We start from the raw sequence: 26,375 nt of genomic DNA, 5'->3' as shown, positions 1-26,375 counted from the left end.
TGAGCATGCAGCCGAAGAATCGTCTGAACACCAACGAAGCCAAGGTAAACACCAATATTGGTCGCGTTCGGGCACGTCCGTTCAGGCTTCTCGACGACTACGTCACCCTGCAACACGGCTCCGGCGGAAAGGCATCCGCAGCTCTGGTTGAACAGGTCTTTTTCGATGCCTATGGCAATGAAATTTTAGGGCAGGGTGGCGACTCCGGGCTCTTCGCTGCCGATGCCGTCGTCAAGGCTGCGACAGCTTCTGCACATGGCGGGGCGCGTTTGGCAATGTCCACTGACTCCTACGTGGTCAATCCCATCGAGTTCCCGGGCGGCAACATCGGCGATTTGGCCGTCAACGGCACGATCAACGATCTGGCGGTAGCCGGAGCCAGGCCGCTGGCGCTGACCGCATCGTTCATCCTGGAAGAGGGGCTGGAGATCGCGACTCTCCGTCGCATCGTGGCGAGTATGCGCACCGCTGCCGATGCCGCAGGGGTGAGCATCGTCGCCGGCGACACCAAGGTTGTGCCGAAGGGCGCAGGTGACCAGGTCTACATCACCACGGCCGGGGTGGGCGTGGTCCGCGGCGACTACGCAGGTGCCGCTACGGAAGGATCTGTCTACACAAACATCGAGGCCGGAGACCGCATCCTCGTCTCCGGTCCAATCGCCGATCACGGCATGGCCGTCATGCTCGCCCGCGGCGACTTGGCTCTGGCCGCGCCTATCGAGACCGATACCCGCGCAGTCAACGGTCTGGTCGAAGCGCTACTTGAAGCTGCACCCGGCACTCGCTGGATGCGCGATGCCACCCGCGGCGGCCTCGGCACGGTCGCCAACGAGCTCGCCCGTGGCACCGGTTTTGGTGTCGTGCTTGACGACGAATCCATTGCAGTCCGTGAAATGACCCGTGGCGCCTGTGACATGCTCGGCATCGATCCGCTCTACGTCGCCAATGAAGGCACCTTCGTCGCCGTTGTCCCGGCTGAGCAATCCGAGGCAGCGCTCAGTGCGCTCCACGCAGCCGGGGCTTCCGAGGCTCGTGATATCGGCTCCATCGAGGACGATCCCGCCGCTTCCGTGGTGCTGGTCACCGGATTCGGTGGCACCCGCATGGTGGACATGTTGGTCGGCGACCCGCTGCCGCGCATCTGCTAGACATCCATGCCGGTTGCCGCCAGCAGGCGACCGGCCACCGCCTGGCCAAGACTCAAGCCGCCATCGCCCGGCGGCACGATTTGATGCTGCAACAGAGTAAAGCCCTCAGCTGCAACTTCGCGCCGTAGCAACTCCATTAACAGCGCATTATTCGCGCAACCCCCGCTGACACCGACAACATCGGTTCCAGCTTCCTCCGCCGCCTGCACCAGTCGCTTGCCGACGACGCCCGCAACCCCACTGTGAAACAAGAATGCGGCCTGCTCAGCGTCAGGCGATGCTGCCGCCTCCGGGATGACGTCCTGGAGGGGCACCGGCTTCGTCTCTGAACTGATCGCTCCGAGCGCTTCCGCATGTGACCTCACGTAGCGAGTCGCCACTGCCTCCAACTCCATGGCCGCTTGCGCCTCGTAGCTGATGGCCGCGCCACCGCGCCAGCGAGGCAGCAGCAGAGCTGCGGCGGCATCGAATATGCGGCCTAGAGACGAAGTTTGCACGGTGCCAATTCCCGTCGCCAGCTGGCTTTTAACCAGCGCTACTTCGTGTTCGTTGGAGAGGTTGCGCAAGAGACGGTCGTCGTCAAGCTCCCACTCGTGCGCGAGACCGAGGGCTAGCCGCCACGGATGCGTGACTGCACGATCGCCGCCTACCAATGGGAAAGAGGGGCAGTGCCAGGTGCGTTCCCAGTTTGCGGAACTGCGACTGAGCGTGAGGATCTCGCCGCCCCAGATGGAACCATCAGTGCCATAGCCAGTGCCGTCGAGGGTAGCGACGACTGCGCGACCGGCACTGGGGGAAAGGAGGCGGTGTTCGGCGAGTAGGGAGAGCGCGTGGGCGAAGTGGTGTTGAACCGAGAGCAGTTCGATGTCGTGCTCGGCAGCGAAGCGTTCGGCGAAGGCGGTAGTGGCGTAGTCCGGGTGAAGGTCGCAGACGACAAAATCCGGGGTCGCGTCACGCATGGAAAGGAGCTGATCAACTGCTTTCTGGTAGGCCTTCTGACTGGCCCACGAACCCATGTCACCAATGTGTGCGGAGACGTGAACGAGGTCCCCATGCGCGATCGCGAAAGTGTTCTTCAGCTCCCCGCCAGTCGCGAAAATGGTGGGTTGCGACGTACTACGGGCGCTGGTGCCGGTGCTAGTGCCCGTGTGGCTACGAGAATCGGTGGCCGTGATTGAAACGGGGATGGGAGCGAAGCCACGGGACCGGCGCGATGGGGCGGTGCCGATGAAAACCGAATCTTCAACGGGGACGTGGATTTCGCGGTCGTGGAGGATGAAAGCGTCGGCGATGTGACCGAGCTTCTTCAGCGCGTCGGCATTGTCGGTGCACACGGGCTCGCCACTGAGGTTGCCGCTGGTGACCACGAGCGGGCGATCGCAAAGCAACAGGTGAATGCCTGAGTATGGAAGCATAATGCCGAAGCTGTCGAGGCCAGGGGCGATGAGATCGGAAAGCGGCCCCGACCGCTGCTTCGGCGCGATCACAATCGGTGCCTCAGGGGAGTCGAGGAAACGCTTCTCCTGCTCAGTTAACTCAACCAGTTGGGCAGCGGTGTCAACAGTGGGAGCCATTACCGCCAGCGGTTTGTCGGGTCGACGCTTGCGCATCCGTAGTTTCTCGCAGGCAGCGCCATTGGCGGCATCGCAGACCAGGTGAAAACCACCAATACCTTTGACGGCGAGCAAGGCGCCGTCGTCAAGCAGCGCGTGTGCGCGACGAAAGAGTGCGAGAACCTCCTCGCGGGAGGTAGCGGTGGTGGTGCCGCCTGCATCGTGCCAGCTCAGATGCGGTCCGCAGTCGAAACAGCTGATTGGCTGGGCGTGATAGCGGCGGTCGGTGGGGTCGGTGTATTCGCGCTCACACGGGGTGCACATCGGAAAGGCCGCCATAGTGGTGCGCGGGCGGTCGTAGGGCAGTTCAGTGATGATGGACAGACGCGGCCCGCAGTTGGTGCAGGAAATGAAAGGGTAGAGGTAGCGCGGGTTGGTAGGGTCGAAAAACTCACGGCGGCAGTCCGGGCACAGTGCGGTGTCGGGCGGAAGCAGCGCGCGGCCGGGGTAGCTGTGGCGAGAGGACACGATGGTGAACTCGCGCTCATGGCCCAGCGCAGCGATGTGCTCGGCGGAGTGATTGATGATGCGGGCAAGCGCCGGCAGTTCGGTGAAAAGCTGGCTGCGGAAGGCCGCGAGGGCGTCCGACGTGCCTTCTACCTCGATGAATACGCCCTGCTCATCATTGCCGCAGAAGCCGACGAGACCCGCGCGCCGGGCGATGGTGGCCACAAAAGGGCGGAATCCGACCCCCTGGACGATTCCTTCGATACGCCAGCGAATGCGTTGAATGCCCGTGCCCATCCCCGCCCCGGTCGTGCCTGCCTTTTCCATGCGTTCAACTTTACGTAAGCGACTCGGGTCCGTTCGCACTGCTACTTTGGAGATTGTGCACGAAGTAGCGTTGAGCATGCAGTTGGCGAAGGTTGTCACGAGAGCAGCCGAGGGGCGGAATGTACGCACTGTGCACCTGCGGATAGGCGCTCTGCGTCAGGTTGTTCCAGAAACCCTTTCATACGCGTGGGATTTCGTCAGTCGCGATACCGGTTTGGGGCACGCGAAATTGGAGATTGACTGGGTACCTGCCGTTGTCGAATGCGCGCACGGCCATCGCGAACAGGTCGGGCCACTCGACGGTCTGCTGTGCCCCACGTGCGGAAAGCCCGGACGCGTAATCTCGGGGGAAGAGTTCACAATCGTCGACATCGACGTCGACGCGCACAAGTAGGAAAGACGGTTTAATCATGGGACGTTTCCACCGGCACGACGGCGATGACGCACACCACCACCATCATCATGACCATGACCACCACCACGGCCATGACCACGTTCATCTCGCCGACCCCAATGACACCAGCCACGGCGACCACTCGGGTTATGAAACTGGTGTGGAACGCGTGACCATCCTCGAGGACATCTTCAGCGAGAACGACCACCGCGCGGAGCATAATCGCGAGTTGCTTGCCGAACATGGTGTTGAGGCCATCAACCTGATGAGCTCCCCGGGTTCAGGCAAGACCGCGCTGTTGGAGAAGACACTGGTGGCTGCGCAGGGCAAGCTGCGCGTCGGCATTATCGAGGGCGATATTGAGACGGCCCTCGATGCCGATCGCCTGGAGGGCTACGGGGCACAGATTTCGCTGCTGAACACGGGCAACGGATTCGGTGGCGAATGCCACTTGGATGCTCCCATGGTCTCCCGCGCGCTCGAGGGGCTGAATCTGGACACGCTTGACCTGGTCATGATTGAAAATGTGGGAAACCTCGTCTGTCCGGCTGAGTTTGAGGTCGGTGAGACTCGCAAGGCAATGGTCTACTCCATTACTGAAGGTGAGGATAAGCCGGTCAAGTATCCGGTGATGTTCCGCTCTGTGCAGGTAGTGGTTATCAACAAGATGGATCTTGCCCCGTACCTTGACTTCGACATGGAGCTCTTCCGCGCCAACCTGGAAAAGGTCAATCCAGGGGTGAAGGTGATTGAGGTCTCCGCTAAGACCGGGGAGGGCATCGACGAATGGCTCCGTTGGGTCAACCCTGCGCTGGTTGATTAAGCGCGCGCCGGGGGGGCGTCGTGAAGCAATGGGGGGGCATTACGGCATGCTTGACGACGGTCCCGCCACCCCCTCGTTTCGCTCCACCTTAGTGGGGGATAGGTGATATCCCGCTGTAATCTGCGGCGGTTTTTCACGTTCATTCCCTGTACCTGGAGCTATATTTACGCAACAGTTATCTTGCATATTATTTTGTTATAACCGCAGCGCAGCGCCATTATTCAGGTTGTTCTTAGGTCGCTATACTTGGCCATGTATAGGCAATGGGCCTGGGTAGTTGTAAAACCTCGAAACCAATATTCCTAATAACTAAGCAGAAGGCGCAGCGAAAAAATGATTAGTGGCGCGAATTGGCAGGAAGGCACCCTCGGCGACAACCTCGCTAGAGCTGGTGTCTCACGGCGCAGTTTCATGAAGTTTTGTGGCACCATGGCGGCAATTTTTGCCGCGGGAACTCCGAATGTCGGTGAGGCCGCGGCGCAGTCGCTGACTCCCTCGGCGGAGGAAATCGCAGACAAGCTCTCAGCTGTAAAGAAGCCGAAGGTGGCTTGGTTGCAATTGCAGGAGTGCACCGGATGTATGGAATCCGTATTGCGTTCCGGAGGCACTACTGCTGAAGACGTGGTGCTGAACTTAGTTTCGATGGACTATAACGAGCTGCTCATGGCGCCGTCCGGGCACGCGGCCGAAAAGGCTTTGGATGACATGAATGCCGAGGACCACATTCTGGTGGTCAATGGCTCGATCCCGACCGGCGAGCACGGTGCGTATTGCACCATCGGCGGTAAGTCGGCAGAACAAGTGCTGCTCGAGGCTGCTGAGAAGGCCACGGCAATCCTGGCCGTTGGTGCCTGTGCTGTCTGGGGTTCTGTTCAGGCCGCTAAGCCGAATCCGACCGGCGCTAAGGGCGTCGATGAGATTATCAAGGACAAGCCGGTGATTAATGTCTCTGGTTGTCCGCCGATTGGTGAGGTTATTACCGCCACTCTGACGTACGTGCTCACTTATGGCAAGACTCCGGAGGTTGACGCTGAGGGGCGGCCAAAGTTTGCCTACGACCAGCGTATTCACGACTCCTGTCCGCGCCGCGCACATTATGATGCCGGTCAGTTCGTGAAAACCTTCGATGACGAGGGTGCACGCAACGGCTGGTGCCTTTACGAGGTCGGCTGTAAGGGGCCATCCACGTTTAGCCCATGCCCAATCGTGCAGTGGAACCTTAAGTCTGGCTGGCCAATCGGTGCTGGTCACCCATGTATTGGCTGTACTGAGAAGGACTTCTTCGACCAGTTCACTCCGTTCTATGACAAGCTGCCGGGTATCCCGGGTATTGGGGTGGAGTCCAGTGTGAACAAGGTCGGCGTTGGACTGCTGGCTGCTACTGCTGCGGGTACCGCAGTCCATGGCGGACTTACATTGGTGAAGGAACTGAAGATAAGGCGCTCCAACGGCGAAGAAAAGGTGTTGGCTGCGTTTGGTGGTGTGGAAGGCCGAAAGCCTCCGATGGTCGACCTTCCTTCAAACTCACCGGGCACGCAGAGTGAGACAGCATCCGATTCGAAGGACAACTAAGGGCATAGGACATGGCTACGGAAAAAGTTGTAATTGACCCGATTACCCGAATCGAGGGACACCTTCGCATTGAGCTGGAACGCGAGGGAGACCAGATTAAAACCGCGTGGAGTGAGACCACTCAGTTCCGCGGCATCGAAACCATTGTGAAAAACCGCGATCCTCGCGATGTCTGGGCGTTCGTTGGTCGTATCTGTGGTGTGTGCACGGGTACTCACTCGGTGGCATCTATTGCTGCGGTCGAAGATGCCATTGGCTCGACACCGCCCCCGCAGGCACGTCGTATTCGCGACCTGGTGATTGGCTCGCAGGAGATTCACGACCACGTCGTGCACTTCTACCATCTTCACGGGTTGGACTGGATTGATGTCACGAAGGCTCTCGAGGCAGATCCGAAGAAGACCGTTGAGTTCGCGCAGTCGATCGGCTCGACGTGGAAGGGCAATAACGAAGAAACCTTCGCCCGAGTCAAGGACACCGTGCAGGGCATTGTGGACTCCGGCCAGCTGTCCATCTTCACCGGCGGCTACTGGGGGCATGAGGACTACCGCTTGCCGCCCGAGGCCAACCTGATGGCAGTGTCGCACTACCTCGACGCCTTGGCTTTCCAGCGCTCTATCATCCGCATTAACACCGTATTTGGCGGTAAGAATCCCCACCCGAACTTCCTGGTCGGAGGTATGGCGTGCTCCATAGACCCGGAACGCTCGGAGACGGTCAACCAAGTCGGCATTGACCAGATCAAGTCCTGGATCGATGAGATCGTGGAGTTCGTCAATGACTGCTTCTACCCAGATGCAGTCGCCATTATGAGCGTTTACAAGGATTACTTCGACATCGGTCGCTCCTCCGACAGCTTCCTGGCGGTCGGCATGGCCGGTGCCACTTACTCCGGCGACCCGGCTAAGTCCCGTGTCCAGACCGTGCATCCAAACATCAAGCCCGGTGTCATTCTCGACGGTGATTACACCAAGCTCCACCCATTCCAGCCGGAGAAGATCGAGGAATTCATTAACTCCGCCTGGTACACGCAGGAAGCAGGCGACGATGTCGGCCTCAAGCCGTACGACGGTGAAACCACAGTGAACTACACCGGACCGAAACCGCCGTACGAGTGGCTGTCCGACAATGAAAAGTACACCTGGTCGAAAGCGCCGCGTTACGACGGTCGCGCTGTTCAAGTCGGCCCGGTTGCACGTGTGCTGTTGGCGTACCTGCAGAAGGAGTCGGAGACGGTGCGCCTGGTCGACGAGGTTATGGACAAGCTCGACCTACGCATTGAGCAGATGAACTCCACTGCGGGACGCACCTACGCTCGTGCCGTGGAATCTGTGACTACCGCCAATTACTTGGCAGATCACATTTTCCCAGAGTTCGTTGAGGCCTTGAAGAACGGCGATATTGATGTCTTCGACAACAGCCGTTGGGAGCCGTCCTCGTGGCCGGAAAAGTGCCAGGGCGTGGGCTTTCTCGAGGTCGCTCGTGGCATGCTCAGCCACTGGGTCAAAATCGAAAATGGCAAGGTGACCAACTACCAAGCCGTGGTTCCTACCACGTGGCTGGCCGGTGGCCGTGACCCCAAGGGGCAGCTTGGCCCGTACGAGCACGCGCTGGCTGGCGATGGCACGCATCCGCTGGTCGATCCTGAGCAGCCGCTTGAGCCACTTCGCACGATTCATTCCTTCGACCCATGTATGGCCTGCGCAGTCCATGTTTTGGATCCGTCTGGTCAGGAGATGTTTAAGGTGACGACGGCATGACCCCCTCAGTGAGTGAAAATCCGGAACTGCGACTAAAGGATTCCAAGGGCAACCCCCTGGTTATTGCGGTTATTGACGCACACACCAGCCACTGGTTGTCGCCATCTGAGGTCATTCAGGCCGCAGCAATTGTCCCGGACGAGTCCCGCGATCCTGTCGACCTTGCGCTGAAGGTCAGCTTGCGTCGTCGTCGTGACGATCTTTTCCACCTCGACGGCACGCCACTGATGAAATTGACCCCGGATTCGTACGATCCGGCAACACCGGATCGCCGTTACTCCATCGCTAAGGTGCACGGTCTCAATATCGCCGATCAAACGGTCGATGTGGCAATCATGCGTGGTGAACTGGACTCAGTCGTAGAGGCATCCACGATGTCCCGCGAGGAAGGTGTTCTACTTCGTCGTAACGCGAACATGCACCATGGCCGCGGTCATCGCAGCATGGGGGTCGCTCTCGCGCCCATTGACAAAGACGGAAATATCATCGGAGAGTTCATCTTCGAAGGATTCGTGGCAATGGGGCTGCGGAAACTCGACGAGGCCATTGCGGAGAACAAGAAGGGTTCCGGTTCGTGGGTCGAGGTTCACCTGTGGGGATGGGCGCTGCGCGTTCAACATTGGTTGAACCTGGCGCTGATGTTGGTGATGACCTTTACTGGCTGGTACATCATGCAGCCCTATTTGACCGAGCGCACCTATGACGGCACGGCCGCGGGTTTTGCGATGGGGTATGTGCGTTTCGCGCACTTCTTAGCCGGATTCCTATGGATTGCGGTGGGATTGTGGCGTGCCATTCTGTTGTTTGTTACCCACGACCGACAAACACGATGGCGTGCGCTATGGCCGATTTATAACAAGCAGGATGTTAAAGACCTCTGGCACACGATGCAGTACTACCTCTTCCTGCGCAAGGAAGGGCCGTTCTACTTCGCGCACAATCCGCTGCAGCAGCTGGCATACACCGGTATTTACGCGATGTGTTTCATCCAGATGCTCACAGGTTTGTCGCTATATGCGATGATGGATCAGTCCAACTGGTTCTTCCAGCTGTTGGCTATGCCCACGCACTGGATTGGCATCGGTTACTTCCGCCTGATTCACACAATCATCATGTACCTGATTTGGCTCTTCGCCATCATTCACGTCTACCTGGTCATCCGCTCCGATGCGGTGCACAACCACGGTGGTCTGTCCTCGATGATTGGTGGCTCTGTCTGGCTACCGCGCGGCACGCAACCGGTTGACTCTCCACGCATTGGATAGGAGATCATTGGGTAACGATAAGACGTCTGACGCAGCCACCGGCGCCGATACTGGAACCCCGTTGGTGACGGTTCTTGGCATCGGCAACCCCGTCATGGGCGACGACGGCATTGGTCTCGAACTGCTGAGGCGCCTCGCCCCGGAACTGGAATCTGCAGGCATGAGGCAGACAACTCAGGCCGGAGATTCTGCGCATTTGGTCTGGTCGCCCTCTAATCTCGATGATCCTGCGAACATCGCCGGGCGGGGGGACGAATGGACGGGTGCGGTTGCCTACATCGATGGCGGCACCTGCGGTATGGAGTTGCTGCCCATCGTGCAGGAGGCCAAGAACTTATTGTTGCTCGATGCTCTCGCTGGTCCGGGGGATCCCGGTACCGTCGTTAAGCTCGTCGGTGACCAGATTCCTCGACTATTGGCGGCAAAGCTGTCCGCGCACCAGGTCGGCTTGTTGGATTTGCTCACCGCGGCGCGCCTGTTGGGGCAGGAGCCTGCGCGCGTCGGTGTGGTGGGAGTGGTCTACGAGTCGGCTGACATGGTGGTGGGGCTCAGTGACACGGCACTTGTCGGCATTGAGGAAGCGACTGAGGTTGCGCGCGAGCTCATCGACAGCTGGCTTGCCGACGAGCACGACAGCGGCGTCTAACTCTCGCCCTCAGCGTTGACCTCAATACTGGAGATTTCAAACTCGCGACCGTGCCGTAGATCCGCAGTTGGAGTGCCGCAGACGGGGCAGGTTAGAGCATAGAATTCATCGATTTCATGCTCGGCCTCGCAGGTGGGACAGTAGACCGTCGACACAATGAGCTCGGCGTCTAACTCGGCGCCCTCACACTGCGTCGCGGCACTGGCCACGGGCCACGCGGCGATGAGGGAATCGTAGACGACTCCGGAGCGGTCGCCCACACGCATTGACACCTTTGTCACGGTGCGTCCCGGGCAGACCTCGGCAATCTTTTCCACCACGCTGGTCAACAATCCAAGCTCATGCACAGATACCATTATGGCGAAGCACTCAGCGCAAAGGAGGCGCAGGCGGACCATGTCATCCAAATCCGTTCCGGTTACCCAGCACATCCAGCTCGATGAGCTTGTTGACCCATTCGAGGCACGACTGGATGTCTATCGCGATGACAACGGCGCCATCACACAGGTGGCCTTCGACCTTTCAGGGCTACCGCGTATCGACGGGATGCTCGTGGGCAAGCAGGCGCTGGCTGTACCAGATATCACCAAGAGGCTGTGTGGCCTGTGCCCGGTTGTGCATCATCTTGCAGGCGTGCGGGCGGTAGAGGACCTCTACGGGATCTCCGACATTCCTCGAACCGCACAGTTGATTCGAGAGCTGCTGGCGGCCGGGTCGACCTTGGATAATCTAGCGACCAAATTTGTGGCCGTCGACCGCGAGGGGGCGCGGGCAATGAAGCGTGCCGGAAAAGCTCTGATGCGTGCAGCGGGGGCACCGTCGCACTTCCCGGATGTCGCCGTCCCCGGCGGTGTGCGCGCGACAGTGGATAAGACGCTGGTTTCTGAGGCAGAAACTGCTCTGGAGGTACTGGCTGAGACGGCGGTAATCAAGGAAGTGGAGCTTCTTCCCACTCCCGATGCTCCTGATGCTTGGACAGATACTTTTGACGGCCTCGATGTGGCAGTTGTCGATGCCGACGGTGAGCTTGCGCCGCTGGGAAATTACCTGGCAGTCGCGCGGCATGACACCGATACCGCGGCGGAGATTTTCCCGGCTGCTGATTGGCCCACACGTGTTCGTGAATCCCGTCCGGGCGATGCCGCTCCCAGACCGGTGTTTGATGCCTCGAAGCAGCTGGGCAAACATGGCTGTGAAGGTCATCGGGCCGATTTCTACCGGGTGGGGCCGGTCTCCAGGCAGGTTGTCGTCGATAAGCGTGGGGTGAGCCCACGCGACGCCCAACGCCAGCTTCTCGCCGACACCGCGGCTTGGGCGAGGCGGGTGCTTGCCGACGGGGAACTGCTCGGCGAGCATGTGTGCGATCCGAATGCCGCGACAGCGATTGAGAGCGCTGACTTTGAAGGGCATCGCAGTGGTGTCGGGATTATTGACGGTCCGCGTGGGCTGTTAGTACATCGCTATACGGCAGGGGCTGACGGCATCATCACGGATTGTCAGATTATGACGCCAACTGCGCAGAATGAACTCTGGCTGACGCGTATGCTCACCGCGCAGATGTGCGGTGGCGGGGAGACTGCGGGGGTCGAGAAGTCCATCTGGGCCGCTGATCCGTGCTTACCGTGTAGCTCGGCACCTGCGGGAGTGATGACATTCAAGATGCAGGAACATGCCGGTGCACCTGCGGACAATATGACAACGGATAGCCGTAGTTCGGCGGATGCCCCGACCGTAGTGGAGAGGACGAAGTAACACGATGTGTCTTGGAATTCCTGCCAAGGTTTTGGCAATCGCCGATGGTCCACTGCCGATGGCGATGGTGGATATGGCGGGGCAGAAGCGGCAATGCTCGGCAATGTACGTGCCTGAGCTGGTGGTAGGTGATTGGGTGTTCGTCCAGAACGGGTTCATCATGAACGTGCTGGACGAACAGGAGGCCAAGGACTCCTTAGCCGCAATTGAGGAATATAACCTCATCGAACATGTCGCTGAGGTCTCCCCGAAGAGACGGACCTAGTTCACGCAGGTCACGCCAGCGGCGTCGATAGCGGGGCGATCTTCCTGCGGAATTTCGCCGCCCTCTTGGCCGATGATGTCGCCATTGGAACCATCTTCGACGTCAGGTGCGGGTTCGGCACTCTCGCCCGAATCAGTGTCCATTCCCTCTGATGTCAATCCTGGGCCGTCGTAGTCACCGGCAATCGTCACTGAGATGTGGTGCGGATCGAGGTATGGATCGTGGACAATCGGTACGCCACCGAGTGCTTCAGAAATGGCCTGAGCTGCCGGATCCTCTGGGTCAGCCGCATTGATCTGGCTGGAGGCAACGCCGGCGAACTCAGCGTTGCCGACCTCTCCCTGGGTGTAGCCCTTTTCCGTTAAGAAACCTGAGACGCCGCTGGCCAAACCTTCAATGCCTGTGGCGTTGTAAACGCTGACTGTAGTTTCAGCCGCGTTGGGGTCAGCCTTCTTATCGTCTTCTTCCTTCGTCGGAGCTTCTTCTTCCTTGGTGCCCAGCAGGGTCTCGAAGTACTGGTGGACTTGGCCCTTATCGATTGTGACCACCGACTCGCCATAGTCGCCGACACCGTCAATCGAGGTCACCGGGATCGTTTCAAACTTCACGTTGCCACCACTGAGGCCCTGCATCTGGGTAGCAAATCCGGTGACATCCCAGTTGTCGTCGAGCACCACCGAGCGCTGGACAGCGTTGCCCAGTTCAGACAGCTTCGCGGGATTGGACAGTGTGCCAGCGCCGAGCAGCTTATTGGTGAACGAGGCCATGAAGACCTGCTGGCGAGTAATTCGGTCGAGGTCACCGCGGGGCAGACCGTGGCGCTGGCGGACGAATGAGAGCGCGTCGGCACCCATCAACGTCTGTGAGCCCGCCGGGAAGTCCGCACCAGAGAACTCGTCGTAAACAGCCTCATTCAGACATACATCGACACCACCGATGGCATCGGTGAGCAGGACAAAGCCGAGCAGGCCAACTTCTGCGTAGTGGTCAACGGTGATACCGCTGAGGTCGCTAATGGTTTCAATCAGAGCTCTACGTCCGGCCTCAGTCGAGCGACGCTCAATCTCATCCGGCGAAGCCCCGCTTCCTGCGAGTTCCTCTTCCACCATCTGCTTTGTATTGCCGTAGACACCATTAATCTTTGTGTTGCCTAGGCGATTGGTGTGGACATAGGTATCGCGCGGAATGGAAATCGCCGTCGCGGAAGAGCCATCGGCAGGAACACGAATCACAATAATCGTGTCTGTATTCGTGGCTTCTTCGTCGCCGGCACGCAGAAGCTCAATTTCTTCCGGAGTCAGCGGGTTGCCCTGGGCATCGGTGCGGGAGTCTGAGCCGACGAGCAGAATATCGGTTGCACCGTCCTTCTCACTGCCCAGGCCGAAGTCGCCACCCGAACCCAAGTTGTCGGTGGTCCTACCGAGTGTCCACCAGCCAACTGCGGAAATAACCAGGATAATGGCCGAGAGCAGTACAAGCGCATTGCGCAGCATCGGCGGCCAAGCTTGGGCGGTACTCTCTGCAGAGGACGGTGGCGCTTGAATATCGCGTGCGTGACGCGCGCGTGGCGTGTGGCTGCTCAAACCGGGGCTCCTCTTAAACCGTTTTCGAAAATATAATTTGTGCTGCATGTCTGCGTGGGCATTCCACACATCGTGGAGGGCAGTAAGCAGCTGCGGAAACTACATAAACCTTAGCCGTCCAACCGTGTGCGGTTGCACCTCAACACAGTGTCAATCCGTATCCGGTTACACCTCAACACAGTGTCAATCGTATCTACGATAGTGATAAAGAAGAATATGTCTGAAATATCAGTCTCGCATTTCGCCACTCATGGACCAACCCACAGCAACTCGCGGCGTCCCATTATTGCCATAACTGGTGCGGCTGGACAGCTGGGTACTGCGCTTCAGCGTGATTCTTTCGCCGCCGATGTTGAGGTGCGCCCTCTCACTCGGGCACAGTTGGATATCACTGATTCGGATGCTGTGGAGACATCGCCTCTGCTTGACGACGTCGACATCATCATTAACGCGGCAGCGGCGACCGATGTCGATGGTGCAGAATCCGATCCCGGTTCGGCACATCTAATCAATGCACTCGGACCGAAGTACTTGGCGGCTCGGGCGAAAAAGGAAGACGCGTATCTCATTCATATCTCCACCGACTATGTCTTCGGTGATGTAGCAATCGATGAGATGACGGGGCAGCGCCGAGCGCTGCGAGTTGATGATTTCACCGCGCCTCAGACTATGTACGGACGTACCAAGTTAGTGGGGGAGAACAATGTGCGTGATTCGGGCGCGCGTTCCGCTATTTTGCGTACGGCGTGGGTCTGGTCGGGGCCCACACAGCCAGAGGCCAAGGACTTCGTCTCCACGATGATGCGTCTGGCGGAGACGGCGACTGATGACAAGGGCAATCCGGCAATTATTAAGGTCGTTGACGATCAGCACGGCAACCCCACCTTTGTTGGTGACCTCGCCGGAGCTATCTGGGAGTTGTCCGATCGCGTGTTGTCCAAACCGAGCAGCGCACCGACCGGCACCTTCCATGTCACGGGCAGCGGTGAGTCAACATGGTTCGAGGTGGCTCGCGAAGTGTTTCGGCTCACCGGTCACGATCCACAGCGTGTGGTGGCGTGTACCAGCAGTGAGTTCCCTCGTCCGGCCGTGCGTCCGGCCTGGTCCGTGTTGGATGGTTCCGCATGGAGTGAGGTAGGTCTACATTCGCTTCCGGAGTGGCAGGACACTTTGCGTGCAGTCCTGACCTAGGGTCTAGGTTTGTGAATGCAACCTCGAATTCCCCGCAATCCTCACAGCTTCCGCTCGGTGTGGTCACCGTGACCTTTTCGCCCGGTGAGCACCTGAGCAAGCTGGTGGATTCGCTGGGCCCCGCCGCCAGTGCCTCCACGCGTCTGATCATGGCCGACAACGGCTCGACGGATGGTTCCGTGGAGAAGGAAGAAGCTCGGGCCAAGGAGACCGGAGCGGATGTTCAGCTTCTGCGCACCGGCGGCAACATTGGCTATGGCGCGGCCGCCAACCGTGGCATTGCGGAGCTGGGACGGGCTCGCCGTGCCGGTGAGATTAATCCTGATTACGTCATGCTGGTCAACCCTGACGTGGTGTTTGCCCCTGGCGCAATCGATGTTCTGTTGGAATGCGCGCAGCGCAATCCCAAAGCCGGAGCTATTGGTCCGCTGATTCGCGAGGCGGATGGCAGCGTGTACCCGTCGGCACGCGCGGTTCCTGAGCTTGTCAGTGGTATCGGACACGCGCTGCTCGCCGATATCTGGCCTACTAACCCTTTCTCACGGCGCTACCGGGATGACGCGGATATGGATCGCGAGCGACCGGCCGGCTGGTTGTCGGGCGCATGCCTGCTGCTGCGATGGGATGCGTTCGACCAGATTGATGGCTTTGATACCCGCTACTTCATGTACATGGAGGACGTGGATTTGGGCGACCGACTGGGCAAGGCTGGTTGGAGGAATATTTTCTGTCCTCGTGCAGAGATTCGTCACGCGCAGGGGCATTCTGCCAGTAAGCACCCAGAAATTACCGTAAAGGCCCATCACGAGTCGGCCTACCGCTTTATGTCAGATCGCCTGCCGGGGCCGGCGTTGGCACCTGTGCGACTGGCATTGCGTTTGGGGCTGTTCCTGCGTGGCAAAGTCATAATCGCGGTCAAAAAGCGTAGGAATTAATTGACTGTTGGAATGATCCATCGAAGAAAGTTACCGATTTCATGACTACCGAAGTTCGTCCGAGTGCTGGGCATGGCTCCGCTTTCCAGCCGGGAGCGGATGCTGCACAGCAGGCGGGAGCCACGTTGGCTGAACAGACTGACGCTGTCATTCTGGTCGGCGGGCAAGGTACGCGTTTGCGTCCCCTTACTGTGAATACGCCGAAGCCGATGCTGCCCACGGCAGGACATCCATTCCTGGAGCATCTGCTTGGCCGCATTCGTGCAGCAGGTATGAAGCACGTGATATTGGGCACCTCCTACCGTGCTGAAGTATTTGAAGAACACTTCGGCGACGGTTCGGATTTGGGTCTCGAAATTGAATATGTCTTTGAGGCTGAGCCGCTGGGGACCGGTGGCGGTATCCGAAACGTCCTCGACAAGCTGCGCTATGACACCGCGATGATTTTCAACGGCGATGTCCTCGGCGGCACCGACTTGCGCGCGGTGTTGGGTACTCACGCGGAGAAGGACGCGGACGTCACGATGCACCTCGTACGTGTGCCGGATCCACGCGCGTTCGGCTGTGTTCCGACCGATGAGGATGGGCGCGTCCTGGAGTTTCTGGAGAAGACCCAGGATCCGCCAACCGATCAGATTAATGCCGGTATCTACGTGTTCCGCCGCGAGATTATCGAATCGATTCCGGCTGGTCGTCCTATTAGCGTTGAGCGTGAAATCTTCCCAGCGCTGCTCGACCGCGGTATGAACGTCTACGGTCACGTTGATTACGCCTACTGGCGTGACATGGGGACTCCGGGTGACTTCGTCCGCGGCTCCTCCGATTTGGTCCGCGGTATCGCGCCGTCACCACTTCTAGAGGGTAAGCACGGCGAAGCGCTTGTCGACGAATCTGCGTCGGTCGGTGGCGGCGCTCTTCTCTACGGTGGCTCTGTCGTCGGCCGTGGGGCGGAGATTGGTGCGGGAGCTCGGATTGATCAATCGGTGATCTTCGACGGCGCACGCATCGGTGCCGGTGCTGTGATTGAGCGCTCTGTGATTGCCGATGGCGCCGATATTGGCCCGCGGACGGTCATCAGTGATGCCATTATCGGCGAGGGTGCCGTCGTTGGTGCGCGCTGTGAATTGATCAACGGTATCCGTGTGTGGCCGGGCGTCCGGATCCCCGATCACGGAGTACGTTTTTCGACGGATGTCTAGTCTGCAGCCTTCGGCGTGTCAGACTTTTGTCGGCAATATCTGATTAGAATTGCCGGAGTATCGCCAAAGTTGCTGGTGAGAGGCATGTGGTGAATGTGGTTGAGTTCAGGTGGCAGGTTTAGGGTTCAGGCACCATCCTTCAACCTGAACTTAATCCCCAACGCGGGGGGAGGGGCTTCAGGGGCAATGAAAAGTATTGGGGCAAATTCTCTATTCGGCTTGACCGATGGTGGGTTACACGTGTGTAATCACAAATGTGTGTTTCGCACACTAAGCCCAATTTAAAGACCCGCAGCAACAACCATCAGGAGGCCCTCGGCATGGAAAAGTCCAGCATGTTTGATGGCGGCTCTGCTGTGGATAGTGAGACGAATGCGGGTGACATCGCTGTGAACGATAGCTCCTCTGAAAACCAGCCTCGGCCGTTGACAGAGTGGGCAGATGACCTTTCGGGGTTGTTTGAAGCCGTCGATCAGGACTGGCAGGAGCAGGCTCTGTGTGCCCAGACTGATCCAGAAGCTTTCTTCCCTGAGAAGGGTGGATCCACTCGCGAAGCAAAGCGTATTTGTCGTGCTTGTGGTGTGCGAGATGAATGCCTGGAGTTTGCTCTCGAGCATGATGAGCGCTTCGGTATTTGGGGTGGCCTCTCTGAGCGTGAGCGCCGCCGTTTGAAGCGGCAGATTGGCTAGGAAGGCTGGGGTCGGTTTTTATCCTTCTCTCGACCTCGCAGTTTCCCCTTGGGTAATACCCTGGGGGATTTTTCGTTGAACGGGTTTTTCTGCTCTCTAGGGAGCTCCTTAGAAGAGAGCTTTCTACAGGAAGTTTTCGTCGAAACTAGGGTCCACCTCAACCGGATCAATACCCAGATATACCGCCACCAGGCGGGTCAGTACATATTGCAGCATCCGGTCCAGTTCCACTCGGCCCGACACACGGCGCTCAATGGGGCGGCGGAACACTACTACGCAGGGGCGGGTGGGGTTGCCTATGCGGTCAATGCCAGCAGGGATAAGCCGTCCCAGTGGGACAGGTCCGTCAGCGACAACCTCTTCCGGGAAGTACATGTCCGGGCGCAACTGCATGCGAGGAATCGTATCGATGGCGATGTCCAGGTGCGACAGTTGTCGGGACCAGCGCTGATCCAATGGGGCATAGGCGTCAATAACCGCCTGGTCAAAAGCTTCTGAACGGCTCTTCCAACGAGGTACTTCCGGCGGCAGCAGAGGCCCCCGAGGTCCGCGACCGCGTCGCAGTGAGCGTCGCAACGAGCGCGGAGTATAAGCCGATGAATTCATATTTGTTGAGCATAATCGGTCGGCCTGTCAACGTGGGTGAGGTCAACTTTCGGCCATGTCGCGGGTTTGCTGGGTAAGGCTGGGGTGCTCCGGGGGAGCGTCGGAAAGCGAAAACGCCCGGAGTGGGAGAAAAACTATCGAAACTTAAAGTTAGGGTCTAGACTTTGATGCCGTGAGTGTTTTTAGACGTTGTTGCCGGCCCGGCTGTGGCAAACCTGCCGTAGCTACGTTGACGTATGCCTACGCGGAGTCGACGGCTGTGGTGGGTCCGCTCGCCGCCGCGTCCGAACCGCATAGCTGGGATCTCTGTGAGAAGCACGCGCGTTCCATCACCGCACCGCTGGGTTGGGAGCTCGTGCGTTACGACGTGCCGACGCCCGCCCAGGACGATGATGATTTGACCGCATTGGCGGAAGCCGTCCGTGAAGCTGGCCGCAACGCGACTGGCCTGGTGTTGCGGGATGAGGTCGACAACCGTCCGCAGACCTACAAGATTGATTCCAGCCGTCACCCGTCGACGCGGAAATCCGCGCGCGGTCACCTGCATGTAGTTCGCGATCCGGAGGATTCGGACGACTAACGGGGCGGGCGCCGTGCCCCAGCTCATGCCATCTTGCCGCGGCATTTCTTTGTGAGAGCCTCTCTGTGGCTAGTATCATTTTTCACAACACTGATACTTACCCAGAGAGGTTTTTCGTGGGCACTTACAATCGTTCCGATTTGGATGCCGTCATCAAGGCCTATGACGTGCGCGGTGTTGTCGGTGAGGGCATCGACGCGGACCTTGTCGGAGCCATCGGCGCCGCCTTTGGGCACATCATGCGTTCAGAGGGCGCAACGCGTGCCGTAGTTGGTCACGATATGCGTGAGTCCTCGCCGGAGTTGGCGGCTAGTTTCGCCGATGGCGCGGCAGCGCAGGGGCTCAATGTCACCCTGCTCGGCCTGACCTCTACGGACGAGCTGTATTTCGCCTCCGGAGTAAGGGAATGCCCGGGCGCGATGTTCACTGCCAGCCACAACCCAGCTGAATACAACGGCATCAAGATGTGCCGTTCGCTGGCCCGCCCAATCGGGCAGGAGACAGGGCTTGCTCAGATTAAGGATCTGCTTGTCGACGGAATCCCGGAGTACACCGGCACTCCGGGCGAAATTGATCGTGAGGATGTTCTGCAGGATTACGCGGCGTTCCTCCATGGGCTGGTCGACATCCGCTCCGGCCGTCGCCTGAAGGTTGCAGTCGATGCCGGTAACGGTATGGGGGGACTGACAGTTCCGGCAGTGCTCGGAGAAGACATGGATGTTGCTGACCTCTACTTTGAGCTCGACGGCAACTTCCCGAATCACGAGGCCAATCCATTGGAGCCCGCCAACCTCGTTGACCTACAGAAGTTTACGGTGGAGCAGGGCGCAGACATCGGTATTGCCTTCGATGGCGACGCTGACCGCTGCTTCGTCGTCGACGAGAAGGGCAACCCGGTCAGCCCATCGGCCATCTGTGCGTTGGTGGCCACCCGCTACCTGGAGCAGAACCCGGGTGCGGCTATCATCCATAACCTGATCACCTCGCACGTCGTGCCGGAGATGATTGTGGAAAACGGCGGAACTCCGGTTCGTACCCGTGTTGGGCACTCCTTTATTAAGGCGCAAATGGCCGAGCACAGTGCTGTTTTTGGTGGCGAGCATTCAGCGCACTACTACTTCAAGGAATTCTTCAACGCAGACTCCGGCATGCTGGCTGCCATGCATGTCCTGGCCGCACTGGCCGAGCAGAACAAGCCGCTGAGTGAATTCATGGCCGAGTACAACCGCTACGAGGCCTCCGGTGAGATTAATTCCCGCCTGGGCAGCGCCGAGGAGCAGCAGGCCAAGCAGAAGGAAATCGAGGCCGCGTTTGCCGATCGCACGGAGTCCTCGGACTGGATGGATGGCCTGACCATTGAGCTGGCGGACTCCAAGGCGTGGTTCAACGTCCGGGCCTCCAATACGGAGCCGCTGCTGCGTCTGAACGTCGAGGCTCCGACGCGTGCTGAGGTCGACGCTCTTGTCGACGAAGTTCTCGGCATCATCCGCGGTTAATCAACCCCACGCGCCCGTTTTCAGGCATGCTTGGGAGTATGACCTCGTCATTCGACTCCTCCCATAACCCGCGCCAAGAGGCCCTGTTCTACCGTATGGCCACTGCCGGTGCAGGTCTCAGAGCTGCTGCTTCCGCGACTCGCGGGGGTGCGTTTGCTCAACTTCCACTGCCGCGCAGTGCGGTCATCCTCGTGGGAAATCGTCGGGCGCAGCTCGCTGCCGAATCCGTGCGCGCGCTTGCCGACGACATCCGCTGCCCGGTGGTAATTGCGCATCAGTTGCCCAGTTATGTCGGTGCCCTCGACTTGGTCATCGTCTGTGACGACAACCCCGGCAGCCCACTGGGGGCAGCTCTGGCTGAAGCTGATAGGCGAGGTGCTGCCACGGTCGTGGTGGATCCCGGTGAAGGGCCACTGCGTGCCGCCGGTAGCCCCGATACGGTTGTGGTTCCGCGCCCGGCGATGGCGGAGTCCGCGTCCTTTACCGCCTATGTCGGTGCCATCGCCAGCGCGCTCACCGAATGTGGTGCCACCACCCTGGCTCCGGCCGGGGTCGTGGAGGAAGTCGCTGATGCGGTGGACGCCGATATTGCCGCCTGTGCTCCGCAGCGAGATGAAACAGTTAATCCCGCGCGGCAGGTAGCGCAGTGGGTGGCAGGCCGCAGAATGCTTGGAGTGTCGACGACCTCGGCGCTGGCACCGGTAGCGGAACTGGCATCGTTACAGATGCTTGAGGCAGGCGTGGTCTCGGCAGCGTCGTCGATAAGCGAATTGTCTCTTAGTGTGGGCGCGTTGCTCGCTGCAGAGCCCCAGGAAAGCCGTGATATTTTCTATGACCCGTTCATTGATGGTGGGGATGAAGGGGCGACAGTGCTACCGTTGGGGGCGATTGTTTTAGCTGCGCCGAACAATGTGGGCCACTACCGGGACCACTACGGCGAGGTTGGATGGGCTCGTGTGGAGTGCCCTGCGCTCGATGCGGAGACTCATCATCCATTGGTTGAAGTATGTGTTGCTGCAGCCAGAGTTGGTGCGATTGCGGCGTTTTCTGCGTAATCGCCGGGTGTCACCGAAGGCTTTTGGGCCTTCGGTGAGATTGGCGTGCTTGCGCCAGAAGTGACTATTAGAGGAGTGATACGGGCATGGAGCTGTTGGACCCCGTGCTGCAGTCGTACCCCTGGGGGTCTCGTACACATTTGGCGAGAATCACCGGTGCGGACGCTCCCACATCGAAGCCCTGGGCGGAACTGTGGTTTGGTGCGCATGCACTGGCATCGGCCACGGTGGCCGGCACGCCGCTGGACGAGCTCATTGCGCAGGATCCGGCAGCTGCGCTCGGATATGCAATTGACACCGACAACGGCAGGCTGCCGTTCCTGTTGAAGCTGCTCGCAGCCGATGAGCCGCTATCGCTGCAGGCACACCCCACCTTGGCAGAAGCTCAGGAGGGATTTGCACGCGAAAATGCGGAGGGCATTCCGGCCACTGCACATTTCCGCAATTACCGGGACAACAACCACAAGCCAGAACTTATTGTCGCCCTGACTACCTTCGACGCGTTGGCCGGATTCCGCCCGGTGGAGCGCACGAAGGAGTTGCTCGCGACGCTGGCGGTACCGGAGCTCGACCACTACATGGGACTGCTCGATGCCGCCGATGACGAGAGTGCTCTGCGGGCATTGTTTACAACGTGGTTGACGTTGCCCCAGGATGTCCTCGATGAGCTGGTCAAGGCCGTGGCTGCCAAGTGCGCGGATTACAGTGGCGATGACGAGGAGTTCTCGCGAGTGGCCGAGACCACTTGCGAACTGGCTCGAAAGTATCCGGGGGATCCGGGAGTCCTGGGGTCGATGCTGCTTAATCGCCTTCGCTTACAGCCGGGCGAAGCCATCTACCTTGGTGCGGGACAGCTGCATGCTTACCTCAATGGCATGGGCGTGGAAATCATGGCCAACTCCGACAACGTGCTGCGCGGAGGGCTGACCTCTAAGCACGTCGATGTCGTGGAGCTACTGCGCGTGCTCTCTTTCCGACCGCTGCCAGATCCGGTGCTGCAGTCGTGGCTGACCGATGATGGCTGGAATGACTATGACGCGCCGGTGCGCGAGTTCCGCCTTCGTTCGCGGGACCTGGAGCCGGGCGAACATGTTCTGCTCGACGAAGAATCCGCCACGGTTGTGTTGTCTACAGCGGGCACGGTGGCGTTGCGTCACGACGACTCCGTGGTTGAGGTTCCCAGCGGCCATGCGGCCTGGGTTCCGGCTGTCGACGCAGTTGATATTGAGCTGACTGCGCGCCAAGACGGGGCAACCGTCTTTGTCGCGACCGTCCCGCGGGTGGGTTAGTCCTCGTCGTTATCGAAGAAATTTCCCAGGAATCCGGAGTCCTTCGGCTTTTCCGGGATTGGGGAAATCTTGCTATTGCTAGCCCCATTGCCGCCAGTGGTGTCCTTCTCCGTCGAAGGGGTCTGGTCCTTCGAAGAGGTCTGGCTCTTCGGAGGTGTCGGCTCCTTCGGGGATGTCGGTTCCTTCGAAGGAGTTTTCTGAGGAGTCTCGGACGGAGTTGTAGTTTGCGTACCCGACTGGGACTGCGCCTGCGATGAAGGCGGCTTCGGCTCAGCTGCTGCACCACCGTCGCCTTCCGGAAGACTGTCGTTCGGCTTTTCCGAGTTATCTTCCGGTAGCAGTGGCACCGGCTTGCTGGGCGTCGGCGAAGATATGTCGTCAGAGGTGGGCTCTGTGGTCTCTGTGGTCGTCGGAGGTGTCGATGTCGTCGACGTCGGAGTTGTCGCACTTGAGCTTGTGGAAGTCGGGGGGATGTAGGCCTGCGGTGGCAGGTACGGATCCTCAACGATTTCGGTGCTCGATGACGTGGTCGGACGAGGTACTAGACTGCCGTTCGTCTCAGTCAGCGAGGAATCTGAATTCGGTTCAGTGGTCTGCTGCAGCTCGGCATCACTAGGAACTGGAGGCAGTGGAGCAGAGGTCTCCATTTTCGACTGAGAGCCGGCGTTTTCCGGATTCGCCCCCTTGGCGGCACTGCTATCGGAGCAGCCTACGAGCGAAGCGCTCAGGGGAAGGGCTGCGAGCAGAAGAGCTCCAAAAGCCTTCTTCACCATGGTAGGTACTCCTTTCGTGTCATGCGTGAGGTCGCCCTGTAACGAAAAAGATAACAGTTGCATTACGAGGTCTGGGAACTAACTTAACATGCCCGTTATCTTCTCTCTAGGGTGAAATTTGTGTTGAAGGGATTAAATATGTCTCTCGAACTGTAAAAGTGACGAAAAGTCGGGTAGAACTTCGGTAAGGCCACATGCGGTTTTCCGGCTAGCGGTACGTGCAGGCGACAGCTTTTAGGTCGGCGGCCAGATTACCGTGGGCTCGTCGAAAAGCGCTCTTTGGAAAGCGCTCGTCGATAGACGAAAACTGGCTATTGGTTCGAAGCGCGAAAGGAGCGTGGCCACCTATCATGTCCATCTGGGATACTGAGATTTTTGGTAGCGATTCGGTCATTGAACTCTTCGATGAGGTTCAGGATCTCGACTCACAGGATCGTGTTGGTGCATTGATTGATGCTGGCCGCATTGGGGTGGATTCCGAAAATAGCGATGAGAAAGCATGCGCACTCGCGGCGGCTGTGATCATTGCAATTTGGAATGGTGCGCCATTTAGCGGCGGTGACATTGTGGAGGACTACAGCTTCATCCGGGAGGGAATCTCCGAGGCGCACGGCAGCGAGGAAGATGCGTTGGCTATCGCATCCGAGGTGTTCGATAGTCTTCTGGGGGAACTCAGTGAGTCTGACCAGGCGGCGCTGGAAAACTGCGTCGAAGCGGTAGAGTAACTCTCGCGTCCCCAGTAGTAATTCTTTAAGAAGAATCTCACGTCAAAGAATCTAGAGAAAGCGTTACATGTCCTCGAAGAACATTGATTTCAAGGTTGCAGACCTCTCCCTGGCTGAGGCCGGTCGTCACCAGATTCGTCTGGCTGAGCACGAGATGCCAGGTCTAATGGCGCTGCGCGAAGAGTACGCGGAGCAGCAGCCACTGGCCGGTGCCCGTATTTCCGGCTCCATTCACATGACGGTTCAAACCGCAGTGCTCATCGAGACGTTGACGGCGCTGGGCGCACAGGTCCGCTGGGCCTCGTGCAACATCTTCTCCACCCAGGATGAGGCCGCTGCGGCAGTCGTCGTTGGGCGAAACGGCACTCCGGAGGACCCGCAGGGTGTTCCGGTTTTCGCTTGGAAGGGCGAGACACTGGAAGAGTACTGGTGGTGCCTCGACCGCATCTTCGACTGGGGCGATGAAGATGCCAACATGATTCTGGACGACGGCGGCGACGCTACCATGGCTGTCATTAAGGGCATGGAATTCGAGGATGCTGGCCTGGTGCCGCCTGCAGAAGAGTCGGATTCGGATGAGTTTATTGCCTTCAAGGACATGCTTCGCGCCAGCCTGGAGAAGGATGCCGGCCGTTGGCACCGAATTGCAGAGTCGGTGAAGGGTGTCACAGAGGAGACCACCACTGGTGTCCACCGCCTCTACCACTTCGCAGAGCAGGGAGTGCTGCCATTCCCGGCCATGAACGTCAACGATGCGGTCACCAAGTCCAAGTTCGATAACAAGTACGGCACCCGTCACAGCCTTCTGGACGGCATCAACCGCGGTACCGACATGCTGGTTGGGGGCAAGAACGTACTGGTCTGTGGCTACGGTGACGTGGGTAAGGGGTGCGCAGAGGCACTGGTTGGCCAGGGCGCTCGCGTTCAGGTCACCGAGGCCGACCCGATTAACGCATTGCAGGCATTGATGGACGGTTTCGACGTTGTCGCTACTGAGAGCGTCATCGCAGATGTCGACATTGTCATCACCGCCACAGGCAACAAGGACGTCATTACTTTCGAGCACATGCAGCAGATGAAGAACCACGCGCTGCTGGGCAACATCGGGCACTTCGACAACGAGATTGACATGCACAGCCTGCACCATCGCGATGATGTCCGTCGTGTGGAGATCAAGCCGCAGGTCACCGAGTACATCTTCCCGCATGCTGACGGCGAAGAGCGCTCTCTGATCGTGCTTTCCGAGGGGCGTTTGCTCAACCTGGGCAATGCCACCGGACACCCGTCCTTCGTAATGTCGACCTCCTTCACCGACCAGACAATCGCTCAGATTGAGCTCTACTGCAACGGCGAAAAGTACGACAACTCTGTCCACCGTCTTCCGAAGATTCTGGATGAGAAGGTCGCTCGCATTCACGTCGAGGCACTTGGCGGCGAGCTCACCCGGCTGTCCAAGGAACAGGCCGAATACATCGGCGTTGATGTCGAGGGTCCGTATAAGCCAGAGCACTACCGCTACTAGTTCTAGCCAAGGCTTGGTCGTAGCCATGTGTGCGAGGAGAAAAATTTGATTATCGCAGTCGAAGGAATCGACGGTGCTGGCAAGAACACGCTTGTCACAGCTGTTACCAATCAACTCCGAAGTCAAGGGCACTCCGTTTCATCGATGACCTTTCCGGCGTACCGGCAGACGATCTTCGCTGATTTCGCCGATCAAGCTTTGCACGGTCAGCTCGGCGACACTGCGGACTCCGCTTGGGCAATGGCACTCCTGTTCGCTCTGGACCGCAAAGAACGTCGTGAAGCGATTGTTGATGCAGCGCGCGAAAACGATGTTCTGATCATCGACCGCTACGTCGCGTCCAACGCGGCCTACTCCCTGGCTCGCACGCAGGATCCGGCGATCGTCGAGTGGATTGAGAAGACCGAATTCGGAGATTTCCAGCTTCCGCTTCCCGACGTTCAGGTCTGTCTGGCCACGTCGGTGGGAGTGGCAGCCGACCGCGCACGCAATCGGGAAGCCTCTGATGCGCAGCGAACTAGGGATACCTACGAAAAGGACTCGGGTTTGCAGGAGCGCACGCTGGCGGCGTACCAGAAGTTCGCGGGGGGCTCGTGGCAGTCACCATGGTTGATGCTTACGGGGGATGATGGGGCGGACCGTCTTGTGGAATGGATCAGTGCACGCCTGCGCTAGCCACCTCAACTGGAAACTACAGAACTAGATAGCTTTACGTTTAGA

At 59.0% G+C, this 26,375-nt stretch carries 25 protein-coding genes; 20 read left to right on the top strand and 5 right to left on the bottom strand.

From position 1 onward, the window contains the following. The first annotated feature begins 5 nt into the window (after positions 1 to 5). A complete protein-coding gene (hypE, locus tag I6J19_RS00505) occupies positions 6 to 1,148 on the top strand; it encodes a hydrogenase expression/formation protein HypE (protein ID WP_052155581.1) in 1,143 nt (380 codons plus the stop codon). Here the strand turns inward: hypE and hypF are convergent. Then, positions 1,145 to 3,535 carry a carbamoyltransferase HypF gene (hypF, locus tag I6J19_RS00500; RefSeq protein ID WP_052155582.1) on the bottom strand — a complete coding sequence of 797 codons (2,391 nt, stop codon included), beginning with the start codon at positions 3,533 to 3,535 and terminating at the stop codon, positions 1,145 to 1,147. The two genes, hypE and hypF, sit on opposite strands and share 4 nt — an antisense overlap. Between hypF and I6J19_RS00495 the strand changes: the two genes are divergently transcribed. From I6J19_RS00495 to I6J19_RS00470, 6 genes are all read left to right on the top strand, one after another. Beyond that, on the top strand, positions 3,534 to 3,929 hold the full coding sequence (locus I6J19_RS00495) for a hydrogenase maturation nickel metallochaperone HypA (protein WP_049182279.1): 396 nt from the start codon (positions 3,534 to 3,536) through the stop codon (positions 3,927 to 3,929). The genes hypF and I6J19_RS00495 overlap by 2 nt on opposite strands. Positions 3,930 to 3,945: 16 nt before the next feature. After that, positions 3,946 to 4,752 (top strand): hydrogenase nickel incorporation protein HypB, encoded by an 807-nt coding sequence (hypB, locus tag I6J19_RS00490; protein WP_038627874.1) that lies wholly within the window; start codon positions 3,946 to 3,948, stop codon positions 4,750 to 4,752. 333 nt (positions 4,753 to 5,085) lie between these two features. After that, the gene (locus I6J19_RS00485; RefSeq protein ID WP_038627876.1) at positions 5,086 to 6,324 is read left to right on the top strand and encodes a hydrogenase small subunit; all 1,239 of its coding nucleotides are present in this window, start codon (positions 5,086 to 5,088) and stop codon (positions 6,322 to 6,324) included. A gap of 11 nt (positions 6,325 to 6,335) precedes the next feature. Beyond that, the gene (locus tag I6J19_RS00480) at positions 6,336 to 8,084 is read left to right on the top strand and encodes a nickel-dependent hydrogenase large subunit (protein ID WP_038627878.1); all 1,749 of its coding nucleotides are present in this window, start codon (positions 6,336 to 6,338) and stop codon (positions 8,082 to 8,084) included. Continuing rightward, entirely contained in the window at positions 8,081 to 9,349 is a 1,269-nt protein-coding gene (gene cybH / locus I6J19_RS00475; protein WP_052155583.1) for a Ni/Fe-hydrogenase, b-type cytochrome subunit, read from the top strand. The genes I6J19_RS00480 and cybH overlap by 4 nt, the downstream gene beginning before the upstream one ends. A gap of 61 nt (positions 9,350 to 9,410) precedes the next feature. Then, entirely contained in the window at positions 9,411 to 9,995 is a 585-nt protein-coding gene (locus tag I6J19_RS00470) for a hydrogenase maturation protease (protein WP_038629417.1), read from the top strand. Here the strand turns inward: I6J19_RS00470 and I6J19_RS00465 are convergent. Then, positions 9,992 to 10,351, bottom strand: coding sequence for a hydrogenase maturation nickel metallochaperone HypA/HybF (locus I6J19_RS00465; RefSeq protein ID WP_187271236.1), 360 nt, complete (start codon positions 10,349 to 10,351; stop codon positions 9,992 to 9,994). The genes I6J19_RS00470 and I6J19_RS00465 overlap by 4 nt on opposite strands. Before the next feature lie 40 nt (positions 10,352 to 10,391). On the opposite strand from I6J19_RS00465, the gene I6J19_RS00460 reads away from it, so the two are divergent. Further along, positions 10,392 to 11,747 (top strand): nickel-dependent hydrogenase large subunit, encoded by a 1,356-nt coding sequence (locus tag I6J19_RS00460; RefSeq protein ID WP_038627881.1) that lies wholly within the window; start codon positions 10,392 to 10,394, stop codon positions 11,745 to 11,747. Between the two features lie 4 nt (positions 11,748 to 11,751). After that, positions 11,752 to 12,012: a HypC/HybG/HupF family hydrogenase formation chaperone gene (locus I6J19_RS00455; RefSeq protein WP_038627884.1), complete on the top strand. Its 261-nt coding sequence runs from the start codon at positions 11,752 to 11,754 to the stop codon at positions 12,010 to 12,012. Here I6J19_RS00455 and I6J19_RS00450 read toward each other — a convergent pair. Then, positions 12,009 to 13,643 carry an LCP family protein gene (locus I6J19_RS00450; RefSeq protein ID WP_371199666.1) on the bottom strand — a complete coding sequence of 545 codons (1,635 nt, stop codon included), beginning with the start codon at positions 13,641 to 13,643 and terminating at the stop codon, positions 12,009 to 12,011. The two genes, I6J19_RS00455 and I6J19_RS00450, sit on opposite strands and share 4 nt — an antisense overlap. A 168-nt stretch (positions 13,644 to 13,811) precedes the next feature. On the opposite strand from I6J19_RS00450, the gene rfbD reads away from it, so the two are divergent. From rfbD to I6J19_RS00430, 4 genes are all read left to right on the top strand, one after another. Then, complete coding sequence (gene rfbD / locus I6J19_RS00445; protein ID WP_038627887.1) at positions 13,812 to 14,786, top strand: dTDP-4-dehydrorhamnose reductase; 975 nt, start codon at positions 13,812 to 13,814, stop codon at positions 14,784 to 14,786. Positions 14,787 to 14,797: 11 nt separating this feature from the next. Further along, complete coding sequence (locus tag I6J19_RS00440; protein ID WP_049182273.1) at positions 14,798 to 15,721, top strand: glycosyltransferase family 2 protein; 924 nt, start codon at positions 14,798 to 14,800, stop codon at positions 15,719 to 15,721. A 41-nt stretch (positions 15,722 to 15,762) separates the two neighbouring features. Next, complete coding sequence (gene manB, locus I6J19_RS00435) at positions 15,763 to 16,920, top strand: mannose-1-phosphate guanylyltransferase (RefSeq protein WP_038627889.1); 1,158 nt, start codon at positions 15,763 to 15,765, stop codon at positions 16,918 to 16,920. Positions 16,921 to 17,240: 320 nt separating this feature from the next. Continuing rightward, positions 17,241 to 17,609, top strand: a complete 369-nt coding sequence (locus tag I6J19_RS00430; RefSeq protein WP_005510060.1) for a WhiB family transcriptional regulator — start codon at positions 17,241 to 17,243, stop codon at positions 17,607 to 17,609. Between the two features lie 123 nt (positions 17,610 to 17,732). On the opposite strand, the gene I6J19_RS00425 is transcribed toward I6J19_RS00430, so the two are convergent. Next, on the bottom strand, positions 17,733 to 18,215 hold the full coding sequence (locus I6J19_RS00425) for a metallopeptidase family protein (RefSeq protein ID WP_070628649.1): 483 nt from the start codon (positions 18,213 to 18,215) through the stop codon (positions 17,733 to 17,735). Between the two features lie 172 nt (positions 18,216 to 18,387). On the opposite strand from I6J19_RS00425, the gene I6J19_RS00420 reads away from it, so the two are divergent. The 4 genes from I6J19_RS00420 to manA all read left to right on the top strand — a co-directional run bounded on the left by I6J19_RS00420 (position 18,388) and on the right by manA (position 22,635). Beyond that, positions 18,388 to 18,795 (top strand): DUF3499 domain-containing protein, encoded by a 408-nt coding sequence (locus tag I6J19_RS00420; protein ID WP_005509890.1) that lies wholly within the window; start codon positions 18,388 to 18,390, stop codon positions 18,793 to 18,795. A gap of 116 nt (positions 18,796 to 18,911) precedes the next feature. Further along, the gene (locus tag I6J19_RS00415) at positions 18,912 to 20,291 is read left to right on the top strand and encodes a phosphomannomutase/phosphoglucomutase (protein ID WP_081914004.1); all 1,380 of its coding nucleotides are present in this window, start codon (positions 18,912 to 18,914) and stop codon (positions 20,289 to 20,291) included. Positions 20,292 to 20,329: 38 nt separating this feature from the next. Beyond that, positions 20,330 to 21,346 (top strand): hypothetical protein, encoded by a 1,017-nt coding sequence (locus I6J19_RS00410; RefSeq protein ID WP_038627894.1) that lies wholly within the window; start codon positions 20,330 to 20,332, stop codon positions 21,344 to 21,346. Between the two features lie 86 nt (positions 21,347 to 21,432). Continuing rightward, positions 21,433 to 22,635, top strand: a complete 1,203-nt coding sequence (manA, locus tag I6J19_RS00405; RefSeq protein WP_038627896.1) for a mannose-6-phosphate isomerase, class I — start codon at positions 21,433 to 21,435, stop codon at positions 22,633 to 22,635. Here manA and I6J19_RS00400 read toward each other — a convergent pair. Continuing rightward, a complete protein-coding gene (locus I6J19_RS00400; protein ID WP_038627898.1) occupies positions 22,632 to 23,408 on the bottom strand; it encodes a hypothetical protein in 777 nt (258 codons plus the stop codon). The two genes, manA and I6J19_RS00400, sit on opposite strands and share 4 nt — an antisense overlap. 350 nt (positions 23,409 to 23,758) lie before the next feature. Between I6J19_RS00400 and I6J19_RS00395 the strand changes: the two genes are divergently transcribed. From I6J19_RS00395 to I6J19_RS00385, 3 genes are all read left to right on the top strand, one after another. After that, a complete protein-coding gene (locus tag I6J19_RS00395) occupies positions 23,759 to 24,133 on the top strand; it encodes a DUF4259 domain-containing protein (protein ID WP_038627901.1) in 375 nt (124 codons plus the stop codon). Positions 24,134 to 24,200: 67 nt separating this feature from the next. Continuing rightward, a complete protein-coding gene (gene ahcY / locus I6J19_RS00390) occupies positions 24,201 to 25,655 on the top strand; it encodes an adenosylhomocysteinase (protein ID WP_187402554.1) in 1,455 nt (484 codons plus the stop codon). Positions 25,656 to 25,700: 45 nt separating this feature from the next. Further along, positions 25,701 to 26,330 carry a dTMP kinase gene (locus tag I6J19_RS00385; RefSeq protein WP_038629425.1) on the top strand — a complete coding sequence of 210 codons (630 nt, stop codon included), beginning with the start codon at positions 25,701 to 25,703 and terminating at the stop codon, positions 26,328 to 26,330. Positions 26,331 to 26,375 lie beyond the last annotated feature (45 nt).

Origin of the sequence: Corynebacterium amycolatum (genome assembly GCF_016889425.1) — a bacterium.
GTDB lineage: Bacteria > Actinomycetota > Actinomycetes > Mycobacteriales > Mycobacteriaceae > Corynebacterium > Corynebacterium amycolatum.
This window is presented reverse-complemented; position numbering and strand designations above follow the sequence as displayed.